Genomic DNA, 16,382 nt, shown 5'->3' with positions numbered 1-16,382 from the left:
AGCACCATCCACCACCACGAAGGAATCCATTGAGACGCGCAAAGATCGTTTCGACGCTCGGACCGGCAACGTCGGAGTACGAGACCGTAAAGGAGATCATCGAGGCAGGCGTCGACGTCGCCCGCCTCAACCTCAGCCACGGTGACTACAGCGTCCACGAGGCCAACTACGAGAACGTCCGTCGCGCCGCCGAGGAGCTCGGCAAGCCCGTCGCGATCCTCGTCGACCTGCAGGGTCCGAAGATCCGCCTCGCGAAGTTCGCCGACGGCCCGCACGACCTCGCGGTCGGCGACGTGTTCACCATCACCACCGAGGACGTCCCCGGCTCGAAGGAGATCTGCGGCACGACCTTCAAGGGCCTCCCGCAGGACGTCAAGCCCGGTGACCCGCTGCTCATCGACGACGGCCGGGTCCGCCTCCGCGTGCTCGACACCGACGGCGTGCGCGTCCGCACCGAGGTCGTCGTCGGCGGCACCGTGTCCAACAACAAGGGCATCAACCTGCCCGGCGTCGCCGTGAACGTCCCCGCGCTCAGCGAGAAGGACGAGGCGGACCTCCGCTGGGGCATCCGCCAGGGTGCCGACCTCATCGCGCTGTCGTTCGTGCGCAACGCCGCCGACGTCGAGCGTGCCCACGAGATCATGGACGAAGAGGGCAAGCGCCTCCCCGTGATCGCGAAGATCGAGAAGCCGCAGGCCGTCGACGCGCTCGAGGAGATCATCGACGCGTTCGACAGCATCATGGTCGCCCGCGGTGACCTCGGTGTGGAGCTCCCGCTCGAGGCCGTCCCGATCGTGCAGAAGCGCGCCGTCGAGCTCGCCCGCCGGATGGCGAAGCCGGTCATCGTCGCGACCCAGATGCTCGAGTCGATGATCTCGTCGCCGATCCCGACCCGCGCCGAGACGTCCGACGTCGCGAACGCCGTGCTCGACGGCGCGGACGCGGTCATGCTCTCGGGCGAGACCAGCGTCGGCGAGTACCCGGTGCAGACGGTCCGCACGATGGCCCGCATCGTCGAGTCCACCGAGGACCACGGCCTCGAGCGCATCGCGCCGCTCGGCACCAAGCCGCGCACCCTCGGCGGGGCGATCACGCTCGCCGCGGTCGAGATCGCGGAGTTCACCGAGGCCTCGTACCTCTGCGTGTTCACCGAGTCCGGCGACTCGGCCCGCCGCATGTCGCGTCTGCGCCACGGCCTGCCGATCATCGCGTTCACCCCGAACGAGGCGACGCGTCGCCGCATGGCCCTCACCTGGGGTGTGCGCTCGTTCCTCGTCGAGCGCAAGACCCACACCGACGAGCTCTTCTCGCAGGTGGACGACGTCCTCCTCGAGAACGGCCTCGCCGCCCCCGGGGACCGCGTCATCGTGACGGCCGGTTCCCCTCCCGGCATCGAGGGGTCGACGAACGACCTGCGCGTGCACCGCGTGGGCGACGCCCACGCCGAGGCCGCTCCGGCGTACGTGCGCGACTGACGTCGCGTCGCGTCCCGACAGGGCGCGGACGGGAGGCGCGGTGCGGCGACGCACGCAGCCTCCGGTCCGCGCCCTGTCGCGTTCCGCCCCGCGGCCGCGTGACCACGCTGTCGCGCGAGCGGGCAGGATGGCCGGTGTGAGCCTCCAGTCCCGACCCACCGCCCAGCGCACCGACGTCCGGCGCTGGCGCCGCTACCTGGCGGACGAACGGGCGGAAGCCGCCGTCTACCGGAACCTCGCCGCCCGGCGACACGGTGAGGAACGCGAGATCCTGTCCGCCCTGGCCGAGGCCGAGGGGCGGCACGAACAGCACTGGCTCGACCTGCTCGGCGACGACGTCGGGCGGCCGCAGCGCGGGAGCCTCCGCACCCGGGTGCTCGCGTCGCTGGCGAAGCGGTTCGGGTCGGTGTTCGTCCTCGCGCTCATGCAGCGCGCCGAGGACCGTTCGCCCTACGCCGACGACGCCGACGCGACCGCGAGCATGGCGGCCGACGAACGGATCCACGGCGAGGTCGTCCGCGGGCTCGCCAACCGCGGGCGGATGCGTCTGTCCGGCACCTTCCGTGCCGCGGTGTTCGGCGCGAACGACGGCCTCGTGTCGAACCTGGCGCTCATCATCGGCGTCAGCGCGTCCGGGGCGGACCGGCACTTCGTCCTCCTGAGCGGCATCGCGGGACTCCTCGCCGGGGCGCTGTCGATGGGGGCGGGGGAGTACGTCTCGGTGCGGTCGCAGCGCGAGCTCCTCACGGCATCGGCCCCGCACCCCGAAGCCGGCCGGGCCGTCGCGGACCTCGACGTCGACGCGAACGAGCTCGCCCTCGTGTACCGGGCTCGGGGCATGTCCGAGGCCGAGGCCCAGCAGCACGCCGACGACGTCCTCGGCGGAGCCGCGGTGACGGGCACGGCGCCGGTGGACGACCACGAGGCCATCGGCAACGGCATGAGCGCGGCGGTCTCGAGCTTCTGCTTCTTCGCGTCGGGGGCGATCATCCCGGTGCTCCCGTACCTGTTCGGCCTCGAGGGGTGGGCGGCGATCGCGGTCGCGGCGCTCCTCGTGGGGATCGCCCTGCTCGGCACGGGCGCGGTGGTGGGCGTGCTGAGCGGTGCGTCGCCGCTGCGTCGGGCGCTCCGGCAGCTCGCGATCGGGTTCGGTGCGGCAGCGGTCACCTACGGGCTCGGGCTGCTGTTCGGGACGGGCAGCGCCTAGCCCGAGGACCGTAGAGGCCCCGCTAGCGACGGACGGCCGCCCGGGGCGGGAGCAGCAGCAGGGCCGCGGCGCCGACGACGATGAGCGCGATGCCCGAGAAGACCATGAACACGGTCAGCGCGAGCCCCGGCGCGACCAGCACGACCACGCCGCCCAGGATCGAGAGCACCCCGCTCACGATCGACGGGACCCGCGACGACCCCGGGTGTCCCACGAAGCCGCCGATCAACGACGCGATCCCCTCGACGATGAAGCCGACGCCGGCGAGCACCGCGTAGACGACGAGCGGGACGGCGGGGTCCAGCAGCGTCACGAGTCCGGCGACCCCGACCAGGCCGCCGACGACGCCGGAGGTCCAGCGCCACACCGGCGGCGTGCCGTGGCCCCGCACCGCGGCGAACACCCGCAGTGCGCCGGCCACGACGAGGTACACGCCGAACAGCAGTGCGACGACGACGAGCGACGGCCGTGGCCAGACGATCGCGACGATGCCGAGCGCGATGGCGACGACCGCGGTGACGATGACGAACACGCGGAACGTGCGGACGGCACGAGAGTCCACGAGCACTCCTCCCTGTCAGGTCTGCTCGCTCCGACGCTACCTCGGCCGGCAGCGGTCGGTTCGTCGCGCGGAGGGCGAAGCGCCGCGGAGCGGTGCAACCGGATGCAACCTGCGCCGCCGTAGCGTTCGGGCAGGCGCGGACCCAGCGCCCCGACAGAGTCGTCGAAAGGTGTCCACCATGACCATCGCACCGTCACCATCCACCTACGCCGCACCCGGCGAGGAGGGGTCCCTCGTCTCGTACCGCTCCCGGTACGACCACTACATCGGCGGCGCGTACGTCCCGCCGGCCGGGGGACAGTACTTCGAGAACCCCACACCCGTCACCGGCAAGGTGTTCACCGAGATCGCCCGCGGCGACTCCACCGACGTCGACCGTGCGGTCGAGGCCGCGTGGAAGGCGTTCCCGGCCTGGGGTCGGACGAGCGTCGCCGAACGCGCCGGCATCCTCAACAGGATCGCGGACCGGATGGAGCAGAACCTCGAGGCCCTGGCGGTCGCGGAGACATGGGAGAACGGCAAGCCCATCCGCGAGACCATCGGCGCGGACATCCCGCTGGCGATCGACCACTTCCGCTACTTCGCCGGGGCGATCCGCGCGCAGGAGGGCTCGACGGGGGAGATCGACCACGACACCGTGGCCTACCACTTCCACGAACCGCTCGGCGTCGTCGGGCAGATCATCCCGTGGAACTTCCCCATCCTGATGGCGGTGTGGAAGCTCGCTCCGGCGCTGGCGGCGGGCAACTGCGTCGTCCTGAAGCCGGCCGAGCAGACGCCGGCGTCCATCCACGTGCTCATCGACCTGATCGGGGACCTGCTCCCGGCCGGTGTCCTCAACGTGGTGAACGGCTTCGGCATCGAGGTCGGTGCACCGCTCGCGCAGCACCCGGACATCCGCAAGGTCGCCTTCACGGGGGAGACGACCACGGGCCGGCTCATCATGCAGTACGCGTCGCAGAACCTCATCCCCGTGACGCTCGAACTCGGCGGCAAGAGCCCGAACGTCTTCTTCGCCGACGTCGCCCAGCAGCAGGACGCCTTCTACGACAAGGCACTCGAGGGCTTCGCCTTCTTCAACCTCAACCAGGGCGAGGTCTGCACCTGCCCGTCGCGGGCACTCGTGGCGAGGGAGATCTACGACGGCTTCGTCGCGGACGGCCTCGACCGGGTGCGTGCCGTCAAGCAGGGGCACCCGCTCGACCTGTCGACGATGATCGGCGCGCAGGCGTCGAACGACCAGCTCGAGAAGATCCTGAGCTACATCGACATCGGGAAGCAGGAGGGCGCGAAGCTCCTCACCGGTGGCGAGCGGGCGGACCTCGGCGGGGAGCTGTCCGGCGGGTACTACGTCACGCCGACGGTGTTCGAGGGGGACAACTCGATGCGGATCTTCCAGGAGGAGATCTTCGGCCCGGTCCTCGCGCTGACGAGCTTCAGCGGCTACGACGACGCGATCTCGATCGCCAACGACACGCTGTACGGCCTCGGCGCCGGGGTGTGGAGCCGCGAGGCCACCACGCTCTACCGCGCCGGCCGTGACATCCAGGCCGGGCGCGTGTGGGAGAACACCTACCACCAGTACCCCGCCGGAGCGGCGTTCGGCGGCTACAAGCAGTCCGGCATCGGACGGGAGAACCACAAGATGATGCTGGAGCACTACCAGCAGACGAAGAACCTGCTGGTGTCCTACGCCGAGGGCCCGATGGGCTTCTTCTGATGCCCGACACCGACGACCGGCCCGCCACCGCCCGCGTGGCGGTGACGCCGGCGGCGGGGGAGCTCCTGCGCTCCCTCGCCGCCCGGCACGGCCCGCTGATGTTCCACCAGTCGGGCGGGTGCTGCGACGGCTCCAGCCCGATGTGCTACCCCGTCGGCATGTTCATGACCGGCTCGGGCGACGTGCTCCTCGGCGCGCTCGAGGTCGACGGCATCGCGCCCGTCGAGGTGTACATGTCGCGGTCGCAGTTCGAGTACTGGAAGTACACCCACCTCACGATCGACGTCGTGGACGGTCGTGGCGCGGGCTTCTCCCTCGAGGTGCCGGAGGGCAAGCGGTTCCTCACCCGCTCCCGGATGCTGGACGACGCCGAGCTCGCGGATCTCGGCCTGGTCAGCGCCGGCCCTGGCCCGAGCGGGGTGCCGGACGTAGGCTGACCGCACCGCTCGCGACGACGCGACGGGGACCGGACAGGAGGGCGCATGCGCGAACCGTCCGGTCTCCGCCCGCTCGTCGCCGCGTCCTGGCGTCGCTCCGCCCGCGTCGACCCCGAGACCGTGCCGACGCCCTCGATCGGCGAGGACGAACTCGACGCCCTCCGCCGTGCCGGTCCGCTCGGCACCGCGCTGCCGGTCGTCCGACGACTGCTGCTCGACGACGTCCGGTCGGCGGGGTGCGTCGTCGCCCTCGCGGACGCATCGGGTCGGCTCGTCTGGGTGGACGGCGCACGGTCCGCCCGGCGCGCCGCGGAGGGCATGGGGTTCGTCCCCGGTGCCGACTGGGCGGAAGAACGCGCCGGGACGAGTGCTCCGGGGACCGCGCTCCGGCTCGGACGCGCCGTGCAGATCCACGCCGAGGAGCACTACGCGACGGCGGTGAAGGGCTTCTCCTGCACGGCGGTCCCGCTCCGCGACGCCGCGGGCACGGTGGTCGGCGCGCTCGACATCACGGGCGACGACCGCGCCGTCGAACGACACACGCTGCCCCTCCTGACGGCGACGGCCGCGGCGGCCGAGGCCGAACTCGCACTGGCGGCGCTCTCGGCCCGGACCGCACACCGTCCGGCTGCGGTCCCGTCCGCCGAGCTCACCCTGCTCGGGTCCGACACCGCGACGCTGCACGTCGGGTCGCGGTCGGTCGCGTTGTCGGAGCGGCACTCGGAGATCCTCGCGGTGCTCGCCGCGAACCCGCAGGGACTGGCCGCCGCGGACCTCGCGGTCGCCGTGTACGGCGACCCGCGCGCCGTCCAGACGCTGCGGGCCGAGGTGGTTCGGCTCCGCCGTGTCCTCGCCCACCACGCGCTCGACGCGCGCCTGACGTCCAGGCCGTACCGCCTGGAGGGGATCCGGACCGACGTCGAGACGGTCCTCTCCGCGCTCGACCGCGGGGCGCGCCTCCAGGCCGTCGACCGGTACACCGGACCGGTCCTGCCGGGGTCCGCGTCGCCCGGGGTCGACGACCTGCGTGACCGCGTCCGGTCCCGATTCCGTGAGTCGCTCCTCCAGGACGGCGGGGTGGACGCGCTGCAGGCGTGGGCACGCACCGCGGACGGTGCGGCGGACGAGCAGGTGCTGCGGGCGCTGCTCGCGGCGTTGCCGCGTCGGTCGCCGCGGCGGGCGGGCGTGGTGGCGGCGATCGAGGCGATCGAGCGTCCCTGAGCGGACGGCTCCGCCGGCTCGGGAGGCACGGCACACGTCGGTCCGTCGGCCGACGGCGCGCGCCTCCCGCGGCGGGTGCGGGGTGGTCAGGACCCGGTCGTCGGCTCCGGTGTCGAGGTGGCGCCCGCGTCGGGTGCGGCCGGCGGGGTCGGTGCCTCGCCGTCCTTCGGCGGGGTCGGAACCTTCCCGTCCTTCGGCGGCTTCGGTGCCGTTCCGTCCTTCGGCGGGGTGGGTGCCGTGCCGTCCTTCGGGGGCTTGGGTGCCTTCCCGTCCTTCGGCGGGGTCGGAGCCGTGCCGTCCTTCGGCGGGGTCGGCGCCTTCCCGTCGGCGAGCGGGCCGGCGACGCAGCCGGGGGTGGTGCCGGTGTCGCCCTTCCCGGCGGGCCCGGCGGCGGGTCCGTCCGTGGGCGCGCCGGTCGGTGCGCCGCTCGGTGCTCCGGACGGGGTTCCGGTCGCCGCTGCGCTCGGCGTGGCGGGGGCCGCCACTGCTGCGCTCACCCCGATCCCGCCGAGGACCAGCACGGCCGCCGCTGCGGATCCGATCCCGACCGCGCGGAGGGTCCGGCGACGCTTCGTGCCCTGTTCGTTCTCCATGGTGTTCTCCTGTTCGTCCGTCGGTCGACCGGGTCGGTCCGCCGACGAGGACGACGCTCGGGTTCGAATCTGAAGCAGGACTGAAGCATTCGTGGCGCACAGGGTTTCTCCAGGCCGTTCCATGCTCCGTGCTGGCGGAGCAGACCTACGGTGTCCGCCGTGACCGCACCCGCCCGCATCCTGGTCGTCGAGGACGACGACTCCCTCCGCACCGCCGTCGTGACGACCCTCCGCGCCGAGGGGTTCTCCGTCGCCGAGGTCGCGGACGGCCGTTCCATCGCCGCCGACCTCGACCGCACCGCCCCGGACCTCGTCCTGCTCGACTGGATGCTCCCCGGGCCGAGCGGGATCCTGCTCGCCGCCCGCATCCGGGCCCGGTCGGACGCCGCTGTCGTGATGACCACCGCGCGGGACGAGCTCGACGACCGTCTGCGCGGGTTCGCCGAGGGGGCGGACGACTACGTCGTGAAGCCGTTCGCGATGGCCGAACTCGTCGCCCGGGTGACGGCGGTGCTCCGGCGCCGAGGACGGGTGCCGTCCGTGATCGAGGTGGGCGACCTCGTGCTCGACCCCGACGGCTCCACGGTCCGCCGCGCCGGCGTGCTGCTCGACCTGACCGCGACCGAGTTCCGACTCCTCCGGTTCCTCGCCGAGAGCCGCGGACGGACGGTGTCGAAGGGGCAGATCACGACCCAGGTCTGGGGCTACGAGGACATTGCACCCAACCTGGTCGAGGTGCACCTCAGCGCACTGCGGCGGAAGATGGAGGCGCACGGGCCGCGGCTCGTGCACACCGTCCGGGGCCTCGGGTACCGGCTCGCGGTGGACCGGGGTGCGGCGTGATGCGCGACGGACGCCTGCGGACCACCTCGCTCCGGCTGCGGACCGTGGTCGCGATCCTCGTGCTCCTCGCGGTCCTGCTGACGGCCCTCGTCGTCGCGGTCGAGGCCGTCCTCGGCGCCCGACTGACCGCGCAGGTCGAGGACCGCCTGCGTGACCGGGCGTCCGCTGCGGCCGCGCTCGTCGGGGTGCTCGACGCGAGCGACCTCGCCGACCGGTTGTCGGCGCAGGGGCTCTCCGTGCGGATCGTCGAACCCGACGGCGCCGCGGTCGAGGCCGGCCCCAGCCCCGAGCAGTTGCGGAAGGGGCCACCCGACCCGACGGGCCTGCCCGGACCGGCGGCCCGGTCCTCGGCGGCTCCGTCGACCACCGGCTCGTCCGAAAGTACCGGCGCCACCATCACGTCGTCGTCGGTGCACGAGGACGACGGCGTGCTGACCCTCCGCTCGGACCTCGAGGACGGCACCCGCATCACGCTGACCGCCGGCACGCGCGACGTGCAGGAGACCCTGGCGCAGCTCGGCTGGGTGATGGGCGGTGCGTCCGCCGCCTTCCTCGGCGTCGCCGTCGTGGGTGTCGTGCTCGTCGTCCGACGCTCGCTGCGCCCGCTCGACGAGATGACCGCCGCCGCCCGGTCCATCACCGCGGGGGACCGCGGACGCCGACTCCGGCCGTCCCGCACCGACACGGAGATCGGCCGGGTGGCGCTCGCCCTCGACGAGATGCTCGACGCGGTCGAGGGCGCGGAAGCGCAGGCCGTCGCCGCCGAGGAACGTGTCCGCGCGTTCCTGTCGGACGCCGCCCACGAGCTGCGGACCCCGGTCGCCGGTGTCCGGGCCGCGGCGGACACCCTCGTGCGCAACGGTCCGGACGACCCGGAGACGAACGAGCTGCTCGCGGTGCACGTCGTGCGGCAGGCCGACCGGGCGGCTCGGCTCGTCGACGACATGCTGACGATGGCGCGGCTGGACCGGGGGATCGCCCTCGACCGGCGCCGGACGGACCTCGTCGACTGGCTCCCTGCCGAGGCCGAGCGGCTCCGCATCCGGCTGCCCGGTGTGGACGTCCGCATCGAGGTCCCCGAGCACCCGGTCGACGCCGATGTGGACCCGGACCGGCTCGCCCAGGTGCTCGGCAACCTGGTCGACAACGCCGCGAGGGCCACCGGGGGCACCGGCACGGTCCGGCTCGCGCTCAGCAACGGACCGGGCGGCATGCTGCTCCGTGTCGAGGACGACGGCCCCGGGATCCCGGCAGCCGACCGCGAGCGCGTGTTCGACCGACTCGTCCGGCTCGAGGACGCTCGGGACACCCGCTCCGGCGGCGCCGGCCTCGGGCTGCCGATCGCGCGCGGCATCGCCGTCGCGCACGGCGGTTCGCTCGCGCACGGCGCCGACGGCGAGCTCGGCGGCGCGGTGTTCGACGTGCGCCTGCCCGCGAGCGTCACGGTGCCGGCCGGTGCACGTCCGCGAGCGGGCGTCCTGCTAGCCTGATGCCCTACGCGAGTGTGGTGGAATGGTAGACACGGGGCACTCAAAATGCTCTGCTTCACGGCGTGCGGGTTCGAGTCCCGCCACTCGTACAACGCGGCTCACGGCGTGCGGGACAGTCCCGGTACCGCAGTCCCGCCACTCGTACAACTGCGCAACTGCGACTTCCGACGTCTAGTAGGCTTCTGGGTGTGAGTGACACAGAAGCAACTGCAACAGCACCCCGTCGCGTCGTCGTCGCCGAGGACGAGTCGCTCATCCGCCTCGACATCGTCGAGATCCTCCGCGACAACGGGTTCGACGTCGTCGGCGAAGCGGGTGACGGCGAGACCGCCGTGCAGCTCGCGACCGACCTCCGTCCCGACCTCGTCGTGATGGACGTCAAGATGCCGCAGCTCGACGGCATCTCCGCCGCCGAGAAGCTCTCGAAGAACCACATCGCCCCCGTGGTCCTCCTCACCGCGTTCAGCCAGAAGGACCTCGTCGAGCGTGCGACCGAGGCCGGCGCCCTCGCCTACGTCGTCAAGCCGTTCACCCCGAACGACCTCCTGCCCGCGATCGAGATCGCCCTCTCGCGGCACCAGCAGATCATCACGCTCGAGGCCGAGGTCGCCGACCTCGTCGAGCGCTTCGAGACCCGCAAGCTCGTCGACCGCGCCAAGGGCCTGCTCAACGAGAAGATGGGCCTCACCGAGCCCGAGGCCTTCCGCTGGATCCAGAAGGCCTCGATGGACCGCCGCCTGACCATGCACGACGTCGCCAAGGCGATCATCGAGCAGCTCAGCGCCAAGAAGTAGCGACCCGGGCGCGCACCAGGCCGACCACCTGGCAGGGTGGAGCCATGGACGACGTGGTGATCCGTGCCTCCAGGCCCGACGACATGCCGGCGGTGGCCGACCTGCGATGGCGGTGGAGCGTCGACGAAGGCGGAGCGACGCCGGGTGTGACCACGGACGAGTACCGCGAGGCGATGTCGGCGTTCGCCGCCGCCCACCCCGACACGCACCGCTGCGTCGTGGCCGAACGCGACGGCCGGGTGCTCGGCATGGCGTGGCTCGGGCTCGTCGCACGGCCCCCGACGCCGGACCGACCCGGGCGACGGCTGACCGCGGACGTGCAGACCGTCTACGTCCACCCCGACCTGCGGGGCGCCGGCGTCGCGAAGCGCCTCGTGACCGCGTTGCTCGACGCCGCCGACGAGCTCGGTGCGGAGCGGACGTCGGTGCACTCGAGCGTCGAGGGCGAGACGCTCTACCGCCGCCTCGGGTTCGGCGACGCCCGACTGCTGCTGCAGCGCCCGCCCGAGGACTGACCGGTCATCCGCGCGCCGGGAGCTGCTGCAGCGTCCACGCGTTCTGGTCGGGATCGGTGAAGAAGACGAAGCGTCCCCACGCCATCTCGTCCACCCCGATCGCGTCGACGCCGAGCCCCTGCAGGTGCGCGAGGGCCTCATCGGCGTCCGGAACGACGACCTGGATCGACTTGAGCGAACCGGGGACGACGTCCGGGGACATGATGCCCTCGCCGAACGCGATGGAGCAGGCGGACCCGGGCGGGGTGGCCTGCACGAAGCGGAGCTCGTCGGAGACGCGCTGGTCGTGGTCGATCGAGAAGCCGATCCGTTCGTAGAACTCGCGGGATCGGTCGACGTCGCTGACGGGGACGAGGATCAGTTCGATCCTCCAGTCGGTGGCGGGCACGGGTCACTCCTTCGTGACGCCCGCCGGGGTCAGCGGGCTTCGCGGATCATGTTGGTGATGCGCACGGTGGAGCAGCGCCGCCCCTGGTCGTCGGTGAGGACGATCTCGTGCGTGGTGAGCGTGTTGCCCAGGTGCAGTGCCGTGCAGGTACCGGTGACCAGGCCGCTCGTGGCGCTCCGGGAGTGCGAGGCGTTCAGCTCGATGCCGACCGCGTACCGGCCGGGACCGGCGTGCACGTTCGCGGCCATCGACCCGAGGCTCTCGGCCAGGACGACGTAGGCGCCGCCGTGCAGGAGTCCGACGGGCTGACGGTTGCCCTCGACCGGGATCGTGCCCACCGCGCGCTCGGCCGTGAGCTCCGTGATGACCATGCCCATCTTCTCGGCGAGCTCGCCCATCCCACGGTCGGCGAGGCGCTCGTCGACGGTCCCGGTGGTGGCAGCTTGGTCGGTCACGCTGGCGGACTCCCGTGTCGGATGGCGTCGGTAGGCTGTCCGGGTGTCGGACTCCGCAAAGCCTACCCTCATGGTCATCGACGGCCACTCGCTCGCCTTCCGGGCCTTCTACGCGCTGCCGGTCGACAGTTTCGTGAACCGCGACGGGCAGCACACGAACGCCATCCACGGCTTCATCTCGATGCTGCTGATGCTCCTCCAGCGCGAGAAGCCGACCCACCTCGCGGTCGCGTTCGACATCTCGCGCTTCTCGTTCCGCACGCGTGAGTACGAGGACTACAAGGGCACCCGCTCCGAGACCCCGGCCGAGTTCAAGGGCCAGATCCCGCTCCTCCAGCAGGCGCTCGAGGCGATGGGCATCACCACCGTCACGAAGGAGGACTACGAGGCCGACGACATCCTCGCCACCTTCGCCCGCCAGGGCTCCGAACAGGGCTACCAGGTCTACGTGGTGTCCGGCGACCGTGACTCGATCCAGCTCGTGAACGACGACGTCACGCTGCTGTACCCGTCGGTCCGTGGCGTCTCCGAGCTCACCCGGTACGACCGCGACAAGGTGTACGAGCGGTACGGCATCGAGCCGCACCAGTACCCCGACATCGCTGCCCTCGTCGGCGAGACCAGCGACAACCTCATCGGCATCGACAAGGTCGGCGAGAAGACCGCGGTGAAGTGGATCACGGCGTACGGCTCCCTCGACGGCGTCCTCGAGCACGCCGACGAGATCAAGGGCGTCGTCGGCAACAACCTGCGCGAGCAGAAGGACCGGGCGATCCGCAACCGGAAGCTCAACCGGCTCGTGAACGACGTGGAACTGCCCGTCGGGCCTGCTGACGTCGCACTCCGTCCCCTCGACGAGGCCGCGGTGCGCGAGCTCTTCGCGAAGCTGCAGTTCCGCACGCTGCTCGACCGCGTGTTCAAGATCGCGGGCTCCGGCGAGCCGTCGGAGTCCAGCGCGGTCGAGGGCTCGGTCGACAGCGGTGCGCCGACGCCGCCCGCGGTCAAGACCCTCATCGACGAGGAGCTCGGCTACTGGCTCGAGCGGCGCAACGCGGCCGAGGCGGCGAACGGCTACGGCGTCGCGGTCGAGGTCATCGACGGGCGCCTCAGCGCGATCGGCATCGCCACGCACGACGACGCCGTCCTCGTCCCGGGTGGCAGCGGCGCGAAGGACTACGAGCAGCTGTCGGCGTGGTTCGCCTCCGACGCCCCGAAGCACTTCCACGACGCCAAGACCGCGATCAAGGCACTCGCCACGGTCGGCTTCGAGGTGAACGGCATCGCCGGCGACGCCCGCCTGACCGGGTGGCTCGCGCAGCCGGGCAAGCAGGGGCAGCCCCTCGCCGACCTCGTCTACCAGGAACTCGGCGAAGAGCTCCCCACGGCCGACCCGAACCAGCTCGTCCCCGAGACCGACCCGGTGAACGTCGGCGTGCACGCGTGGTTCGTGCTCCGGGTCACCACCGCGCTGCGTGCGCGTCTCGACGAGTCCTCGCTCACCGTCCTCGACGACATCGAGCTCCCGCTCGTCCCGGTCCTCGCCGGCATGGAGACCACGGGTGTCGCGATCGACCGTCCGGTGCTCACCGGGCTGTCGCACGACCTGGGGGAGCGCGCGGCCGAACTCGCGCAGCAGGCCTTCGCCGAGATCGGGCACGAGGTGAACCTCGGGTCGCCGAAGCAGCTGCAGGAGGTCCTCTTCACCGAGCTCGCGATGCCGAAGACCCGCAAGACGAAGACCGGGTTCTCGACCGACGCCGCGAGCCTCGCCGACCTGCAGGAACAGCACCCGCACCCGTTCCTCGGGCTGCTGCTCCAGCACCGCGACGCCACGAAGCTCCGGCAGATCGTGGACACGCTCGACGCCGCGATCGTCGACGGACGCATCCACACCCGGTACGAGCAGACCGGCAGCAGCACCGGCCGCATCTCCTCGACCGACCCGAACCTGCAGAACATCCCGGTGAAGACCGCGGTCGGGCGCCGGGTCCGGTCGGCGTTCGCCGTCGCCGAGCCCTACACGACGCTCATCACGGCCGACTACTCGCAGATCGAGATGCGCATCATGGCGCACCTGTCCGGTGACCCGGGTCTCATCCAGGCCTTCAACGAGGGCGAGGACCTGCACCGGTTCGTCGGCGCCCGGGTGTTCTCGGTCGAGCCGGCCGACGTCACGCCCGAGATGCGCACGAAGGTCAAGGCGATGTCGTACGGCCTCGCCTACGGCCTCAGCCCGTTCGGCCTGTCGAAGCAGCTCCGCATCGAGCAGTCCGAGGCACGCACCCTCATGAACGAGTACTTCGCCCGGTTCGGCGCGGTGCGCGACTACCTGCGCGGTGTCGTCGAGCAGGCGCGCGAGGACGGCTACACCGAGACCATCTTCGGTCGCCGTCGCCCGTTCCCCGACCTGAAGAGCCCGAACCGCGTCCTCCGCGAGAACGCCGAGCGCGCGGCGCTGAACGCGCCGATCCAGGGCTCGGCGGCCGACATCATGAAGATCGCGATGCTCGGCGTCGCCGCCGACCTCCGCGACGGCGAGCTCGCGTCGCACCTGCTGCTGCAGGTGCACGACGAGCTCATCCTCGAGGTCGCGCCCGGCGAGCAGGAGCGGGTCGAGGAGATCCTCCGCACCCGCATGGGCGGCGCGGCCGAGCTGACCGTCCCGCTGGACGTGTCCGTGGGCGTCGGCCCGAACTGGGAAGCCGCTGCGCACTGAGGCGCGACCGCCTGCTGGACAGGAGGCACGGTGCCGGCCCGCACCGTGCCTCCAGTCCCGCGGGTCCCACGTCGTGAGCGGTCGTGGATAGGGTCGTGAGCATGACCGATGACCGTCCTGTCCGCCAGCCCTCCGCCGTCGACCGCGTCGCCGAGGACTGGGTGTCCACCCTCGTCGACCTCGACCCGACCGTCGCCACGTACATCGGCGTCCCGGGGCGCACGGGGGAGTACGGCGACACGTCGCCCGCCGGTGCGGCGGCCATGGCGGACGCGGCGCGCGCCACGAAGCGTGCGCTGGACGCAGCCGACGCGGTGGACGCCGTCGACGAGGTGACGAAGACCGACCTCGGTGCCGAGCTCGACCTCGTCCAGGAGTCCTTCGACCGCAAGCTCCACCTCCGCGACCTCAACGTCATCGCCAGCCCGGCGCAGTCCGTGCGCGACGTCCTCGACCTCATGCCGACCGCGACCGAGTCCGACTGGCGGGACATCGCGAGTCGGCTGCACGCGCTCCCCGACGCGATCGAGGGCATCCGCGAGACCCTGCTCGAGGGAACGCGCGAGGACGTCACGCCCGCTCGTCGCCAGGTCGCGCTCATCGCCGAGCAGGCCACCCGCACCGGCGCGGCGGACGGCGTCTTCCGGCAGCTGGTCGACGGCGCCGCGTTCGACGACGGTGGTCCGGTGCCTGAGCCGCTCCGGGCCGAGCTCGCCCGCGGGGCCGAGGTCGCCGCTGCTGCGTACCGGTCGTTCGGGCAGTTCCTCGAGCACGAGCTGATGCCGCTCGCGACGCCGGTCGACGCCGTCGGGCGCGAGGCGTACGAGCTGCACTCCCGGCGGTTCCTCGGTGCGGTCGTCGACCTCGACGAGACGTACCAGTGGGGGATCGAGGAACTCGCGCGGATGCGTGACGAGCAGGAGCGCATCGCCGACCGCATCGAGTCCGGTGCGAGCGTCGCCCGGGCGATCGAGGTCCTCGACGCCGACCCGGCGCGGGTGCTGCACGGCACCGACGCCCTGCAGCGGTGGATGCAGGAGACGAGCGACGAGTCGATCCGGGCGATGGACGGCAAGTACTTCGACATCGCCGACCCGATCAAGCGCCTCGAGTGCCGGATCGCCCCCACACAAGAGGGCGGGATCTACTACACCGGCCCGTCCGACGACTTCTCGCGCGCCGGCCGCATGTGGTGGTCCGTGCCGCAGGGCGTCACCGAGTTCGGCACCTGGCGCGAGAAGACGACGGTCTACCACGAGGGTGTCCCCGGCCACCACCTCCAGATCAGCCAGGGCGTCTACAACCGCGGCGAGCTGAACACCTGGCGTCGGCAGCTGTCCGGGTCCTCGGGGCACGTCGAGGGCTGGGCGCTCTACGCCGAGCGCCTCATGGAGCAGCTCGGCTTCCTCGACGACGACGGGGACCGGCTCGGCATGCTCGACGGGCAGCGCATGCGTGCAGCCCGGGTGGTGCTCGACATCGGCGTCCACCTGCAGAAGACGAACCCCGACGGTGGCGCCTGGACGTGGGAGTACGCCCTCGACTTCATGCGCCAGAACGTGAACATGTCCGACGAGTTCGTGCAGTTCGAGGTGGCCCGGTACTTCGGCTGGCCCGGGCAGGCGCCGTCGTACAAGGTCGGTCAGCGCGTCTGGGAGTCCATCCGCGACGAGGTGGCCGCCCGCGAGGGTGCGTCGTTCGACCTCAAGGCGTTCCACCACCGGGCCCTCGCGCTCGGCAGCATCGGTCTGGACACGCTCCGCAGCGCCCTGCTCGACTGATCGATCGGGGCCGACACGATCCGACACGCCCGGTTGTGGGCGCTCGCTCGCTGCGGTTAGACTTGTGCGGCGCAATCCGCGCTCACCAAACACATCGCCAGGACGGCTCGAACCGGCATCCGGTTCGGACCAGGGGGTCGCTCCCTCGCCGTCTCGGCCCGACTCATGTCCGTTCGGAGCAATCT

Annotated in this window: 15 protein-coding genes and 1 tRNA gene; 12 read left to right on the top strand and 4 right to left on the bottom strand. The window is 71.9% G+C overall.

Annotation, left to right across the window (positions count from 1 at the left end):
* Window positions 1-29 precede the first annotated feature (29 nt).
* The gene (gene pyk / locus BIV01_RS17710) at window positions 30-1,475 is read left to right on the top strand and encodes a pyruvate kinase (RefSeq protein ID WP_070416231.1); all 1,446 of its coding nucleotides are present in this window, start codon (window positions 30-32) and stop codon (window positions 1,473-1,475) included.
* Window positions 1,476-1,602: 127 nt separating this feature from the next.
* Entirely contained in the window at window positions 1,603-2,682 is a 1,080-nt protein-coding gene (locus BIV01_RS17705; protein WP_071296287.1) for a VIT1/CCC1 transporter family protein, read from the top strand.
* A gap of 22 nt (window positions 2,683-2,704) precedes the next feature.
* On the opposite strand, the gene BIV01_RS17700 is transcribed toward BIV01_RS17705, so the two are convergent.
* Window positions 2,705-3,244, bottom strand: coding sequence for an HdeD family acid-resistance protein (locus BIV01_RS17700; protein ID WP_070416229.1), 540 nt, complete (start codon window positions 3,242-3,244; stop codon window positions 2,705-2,707).
* Window positions 3,245-3,422: 178 nt separating this feature from the next.
* On the opposite strand from BIV01_RS17700, the gene exaC reads away from it, so the two are divergent.
* Genes exaC through BIV01_RS17685 form a run of 3 tightly spaced genes read left to right on the top strand, consistent with a single transcriptional unit; the run spans window position 3,423 to window position 6,622 of the window.
* Complete coding sequence (gene exaC / locus BIV01_RS17695) at window positions 3,423-4,964, top strand: acetaldehyde dehydrogenase ExaC (protein WP_071296289.1); 1,542 nt, start codon at window positions 3,423-3,425, stop codon at window positions 4,962-4,964.
* On the top strand, window positions 4,964-5,401 hold the full coding sequence (locus tag BIV01_RS17690) for a DUF779 domain-containing protein (RefSeq protein WP_070416227.1): 438 nt from the start codon (window positions 4,964-4,966) through the stop codon (window positions 5,399-5,401). Before exaC ends, BIV01_RS17690 begins: the two co-directional genes overlap by 1 nt.
* A gap of 45 nt (window positions 5,402-5,446) precedes the next feature.
* Window positions 5,447-6,622: a GAF domain-containing protein gene (locus tag BIV01_RS17685; protein WP_071303713.1), complete on the top strand. Its 1,176-nt coding sequence runs from the start codon at window positions 5,447-5,449 to the stop codon at window positions 6,620-6,622.
* Window positions 6,623-6,708: 86 nt separating this feature from the next.
* On the opposite strand, the gene BIV01_RS17680 is transcribed toward BIV01_RS17685, so the two are convergent.
* Window positions 6,709-7,215: a hypothetical protein gene (locus tag BIV01_RS17680; protein WP_071296292.1), complete on the bottom strand. Its 507-nt coding sequence runs from the start codon at window positions 7,213-7,215 to the stop codon at window positions 6,709-6,711.
* Between the two features lie 159 nt (window positions 7,216-7,374).
* On the opposite strand from BIV01_RS17680, the gene BIV01_RS17675 reads away from it, so the two are divergent.
* From BIV01_RS17675 to BIV01_RS17655, 5 genes are all read left to right on the top strand, one after another.
* Complete coding sequence (locus tag BIV01_RS17675) at window positions 7,375-8,058, top strand: response regulator transcription factor (protein ID WP_071296365.1); 684 nt, start codon at window positions 7,375-7,377, stop codon at window positions 8,056-8,058.
* Window positions 8,058-9,548 (top strand): HAMP domain-containing sensor histidine kinase, encoded by a 1,491-nt coding sequence (locus BIV01_RS17670; protein ID WP_071296293.1) that lies wholly within the window; start codon window positions 8,058-8,060, stop codon window positions 9,546-9,548. The genes BIV01_RS17675 and BIV01_RS17670 overlap by 1 nt, the downstream gene beginning before the upstream one ends.
* Window positions 9,549-9,556: 8 nt before the next feature.
* A tRNA-Leu gene (locus tag BIV01_RS17665) sits at window positions 9,557-9,637 on the top strand.
* A 99-nt stretch (window positions 9,638-9,736) separates the two neighbouring features.
* The gene (locus BIV01_RS17660; protein WP_022905562.1) at window positions 9,737-10,342 is read left to right on the top strand and encodes an ANTAR domain-containing response regulator; all 606 of its coding nucleotides are present in this window, start codon (window positions 9,737-9,739) and stop codon (window positions 10,340-10,342) included.
* A gap of 44 nt (window positions 10,343-10,386) precedes the next feature.
* The gene (locus BIV01_RS17655) at window positions 10,387-10,857 is read left to right on the top strand and encodes a GNAT family N-acetyltransferase (RefSeq protein WP_071296294.1); all 471 of its coding nucleotides are present in this window, start codon (window positions 10,387-10,389) and stop codon (window positions 10,855-10,857) included.
* A 4-nt stretch (window positions 10,858-10,861) separates the two neighbouring features.
* Here the strand turns inward: BIV01_RS17655 and BIV01_RS17650 are convergent, their stop codons facing one another.
* A complete protein-coding gene (locus BIV01_RS17650; protein ID WP_071296295.1) occupies window positions 10,862-11,245 on the bottom strand; it encodes a VOC family protein in 384 nt (127 codons plus the stop codon).
* A 29-nt stretch (window positions 11,246-11,274) separates the two neighbouring features.
* Window positions 11,275-11,643 (bottom strand): PaaI family thioesterase, encoded by a 369-nt coding sequence (locus tag BIV01_RS17645; protein ID WP_071296366.1) that lies wholly within the window; start codon window positions 11,641-11,643, stop codon window positions 11,275-11,277.
* A 100-nt stretch (window positions 11,644-11,743) separates the two neighbouring features.
* Here BIV01_RS17645 and polA point away from each other — a divergent pair, with 100 nt between their 5' ends.
* Window positions 11,744-14,416 carry a DNA polymerase I gene (polA, locus tag BIV01_RS17640; RefSeq protein ID WP_071296296.1) on the top strand — a complete coding sequence of 891 codons (2,673 nt, stop codon included), beginning with the start codon at window positions 11,744-11,746 and terminating at the stop codon, window positions 14,414-14,416.
* Between the two features lie 101 nt (window positions 14,417-14,517).
* Window positions 14,518-16,197 (top strand): DUF885 domain-containing protein, encoded by a 1,680-nt coding sequence (locus BIV01_RS17635; RefSeq protein WP_071296367.1) that lies wholly within the window; start codon window positions 14,518-14,520, stop codon window positions 16,195-16,197.
* Window positions 16,198-16,382: the final 185 nt, after the last annotated feature.

Source organism: Curtobacterium sp. MCBA15_013 (assembly GCF_001865095.1).
GTDB lineage: Bacteria > Actinomycetota > Actinomycetes > Actinomycetales > Microbacteriaceae > Curtobacterium.
This window is presented reverse-complemented; position numbering and strand designations above follow the sequence as displayed.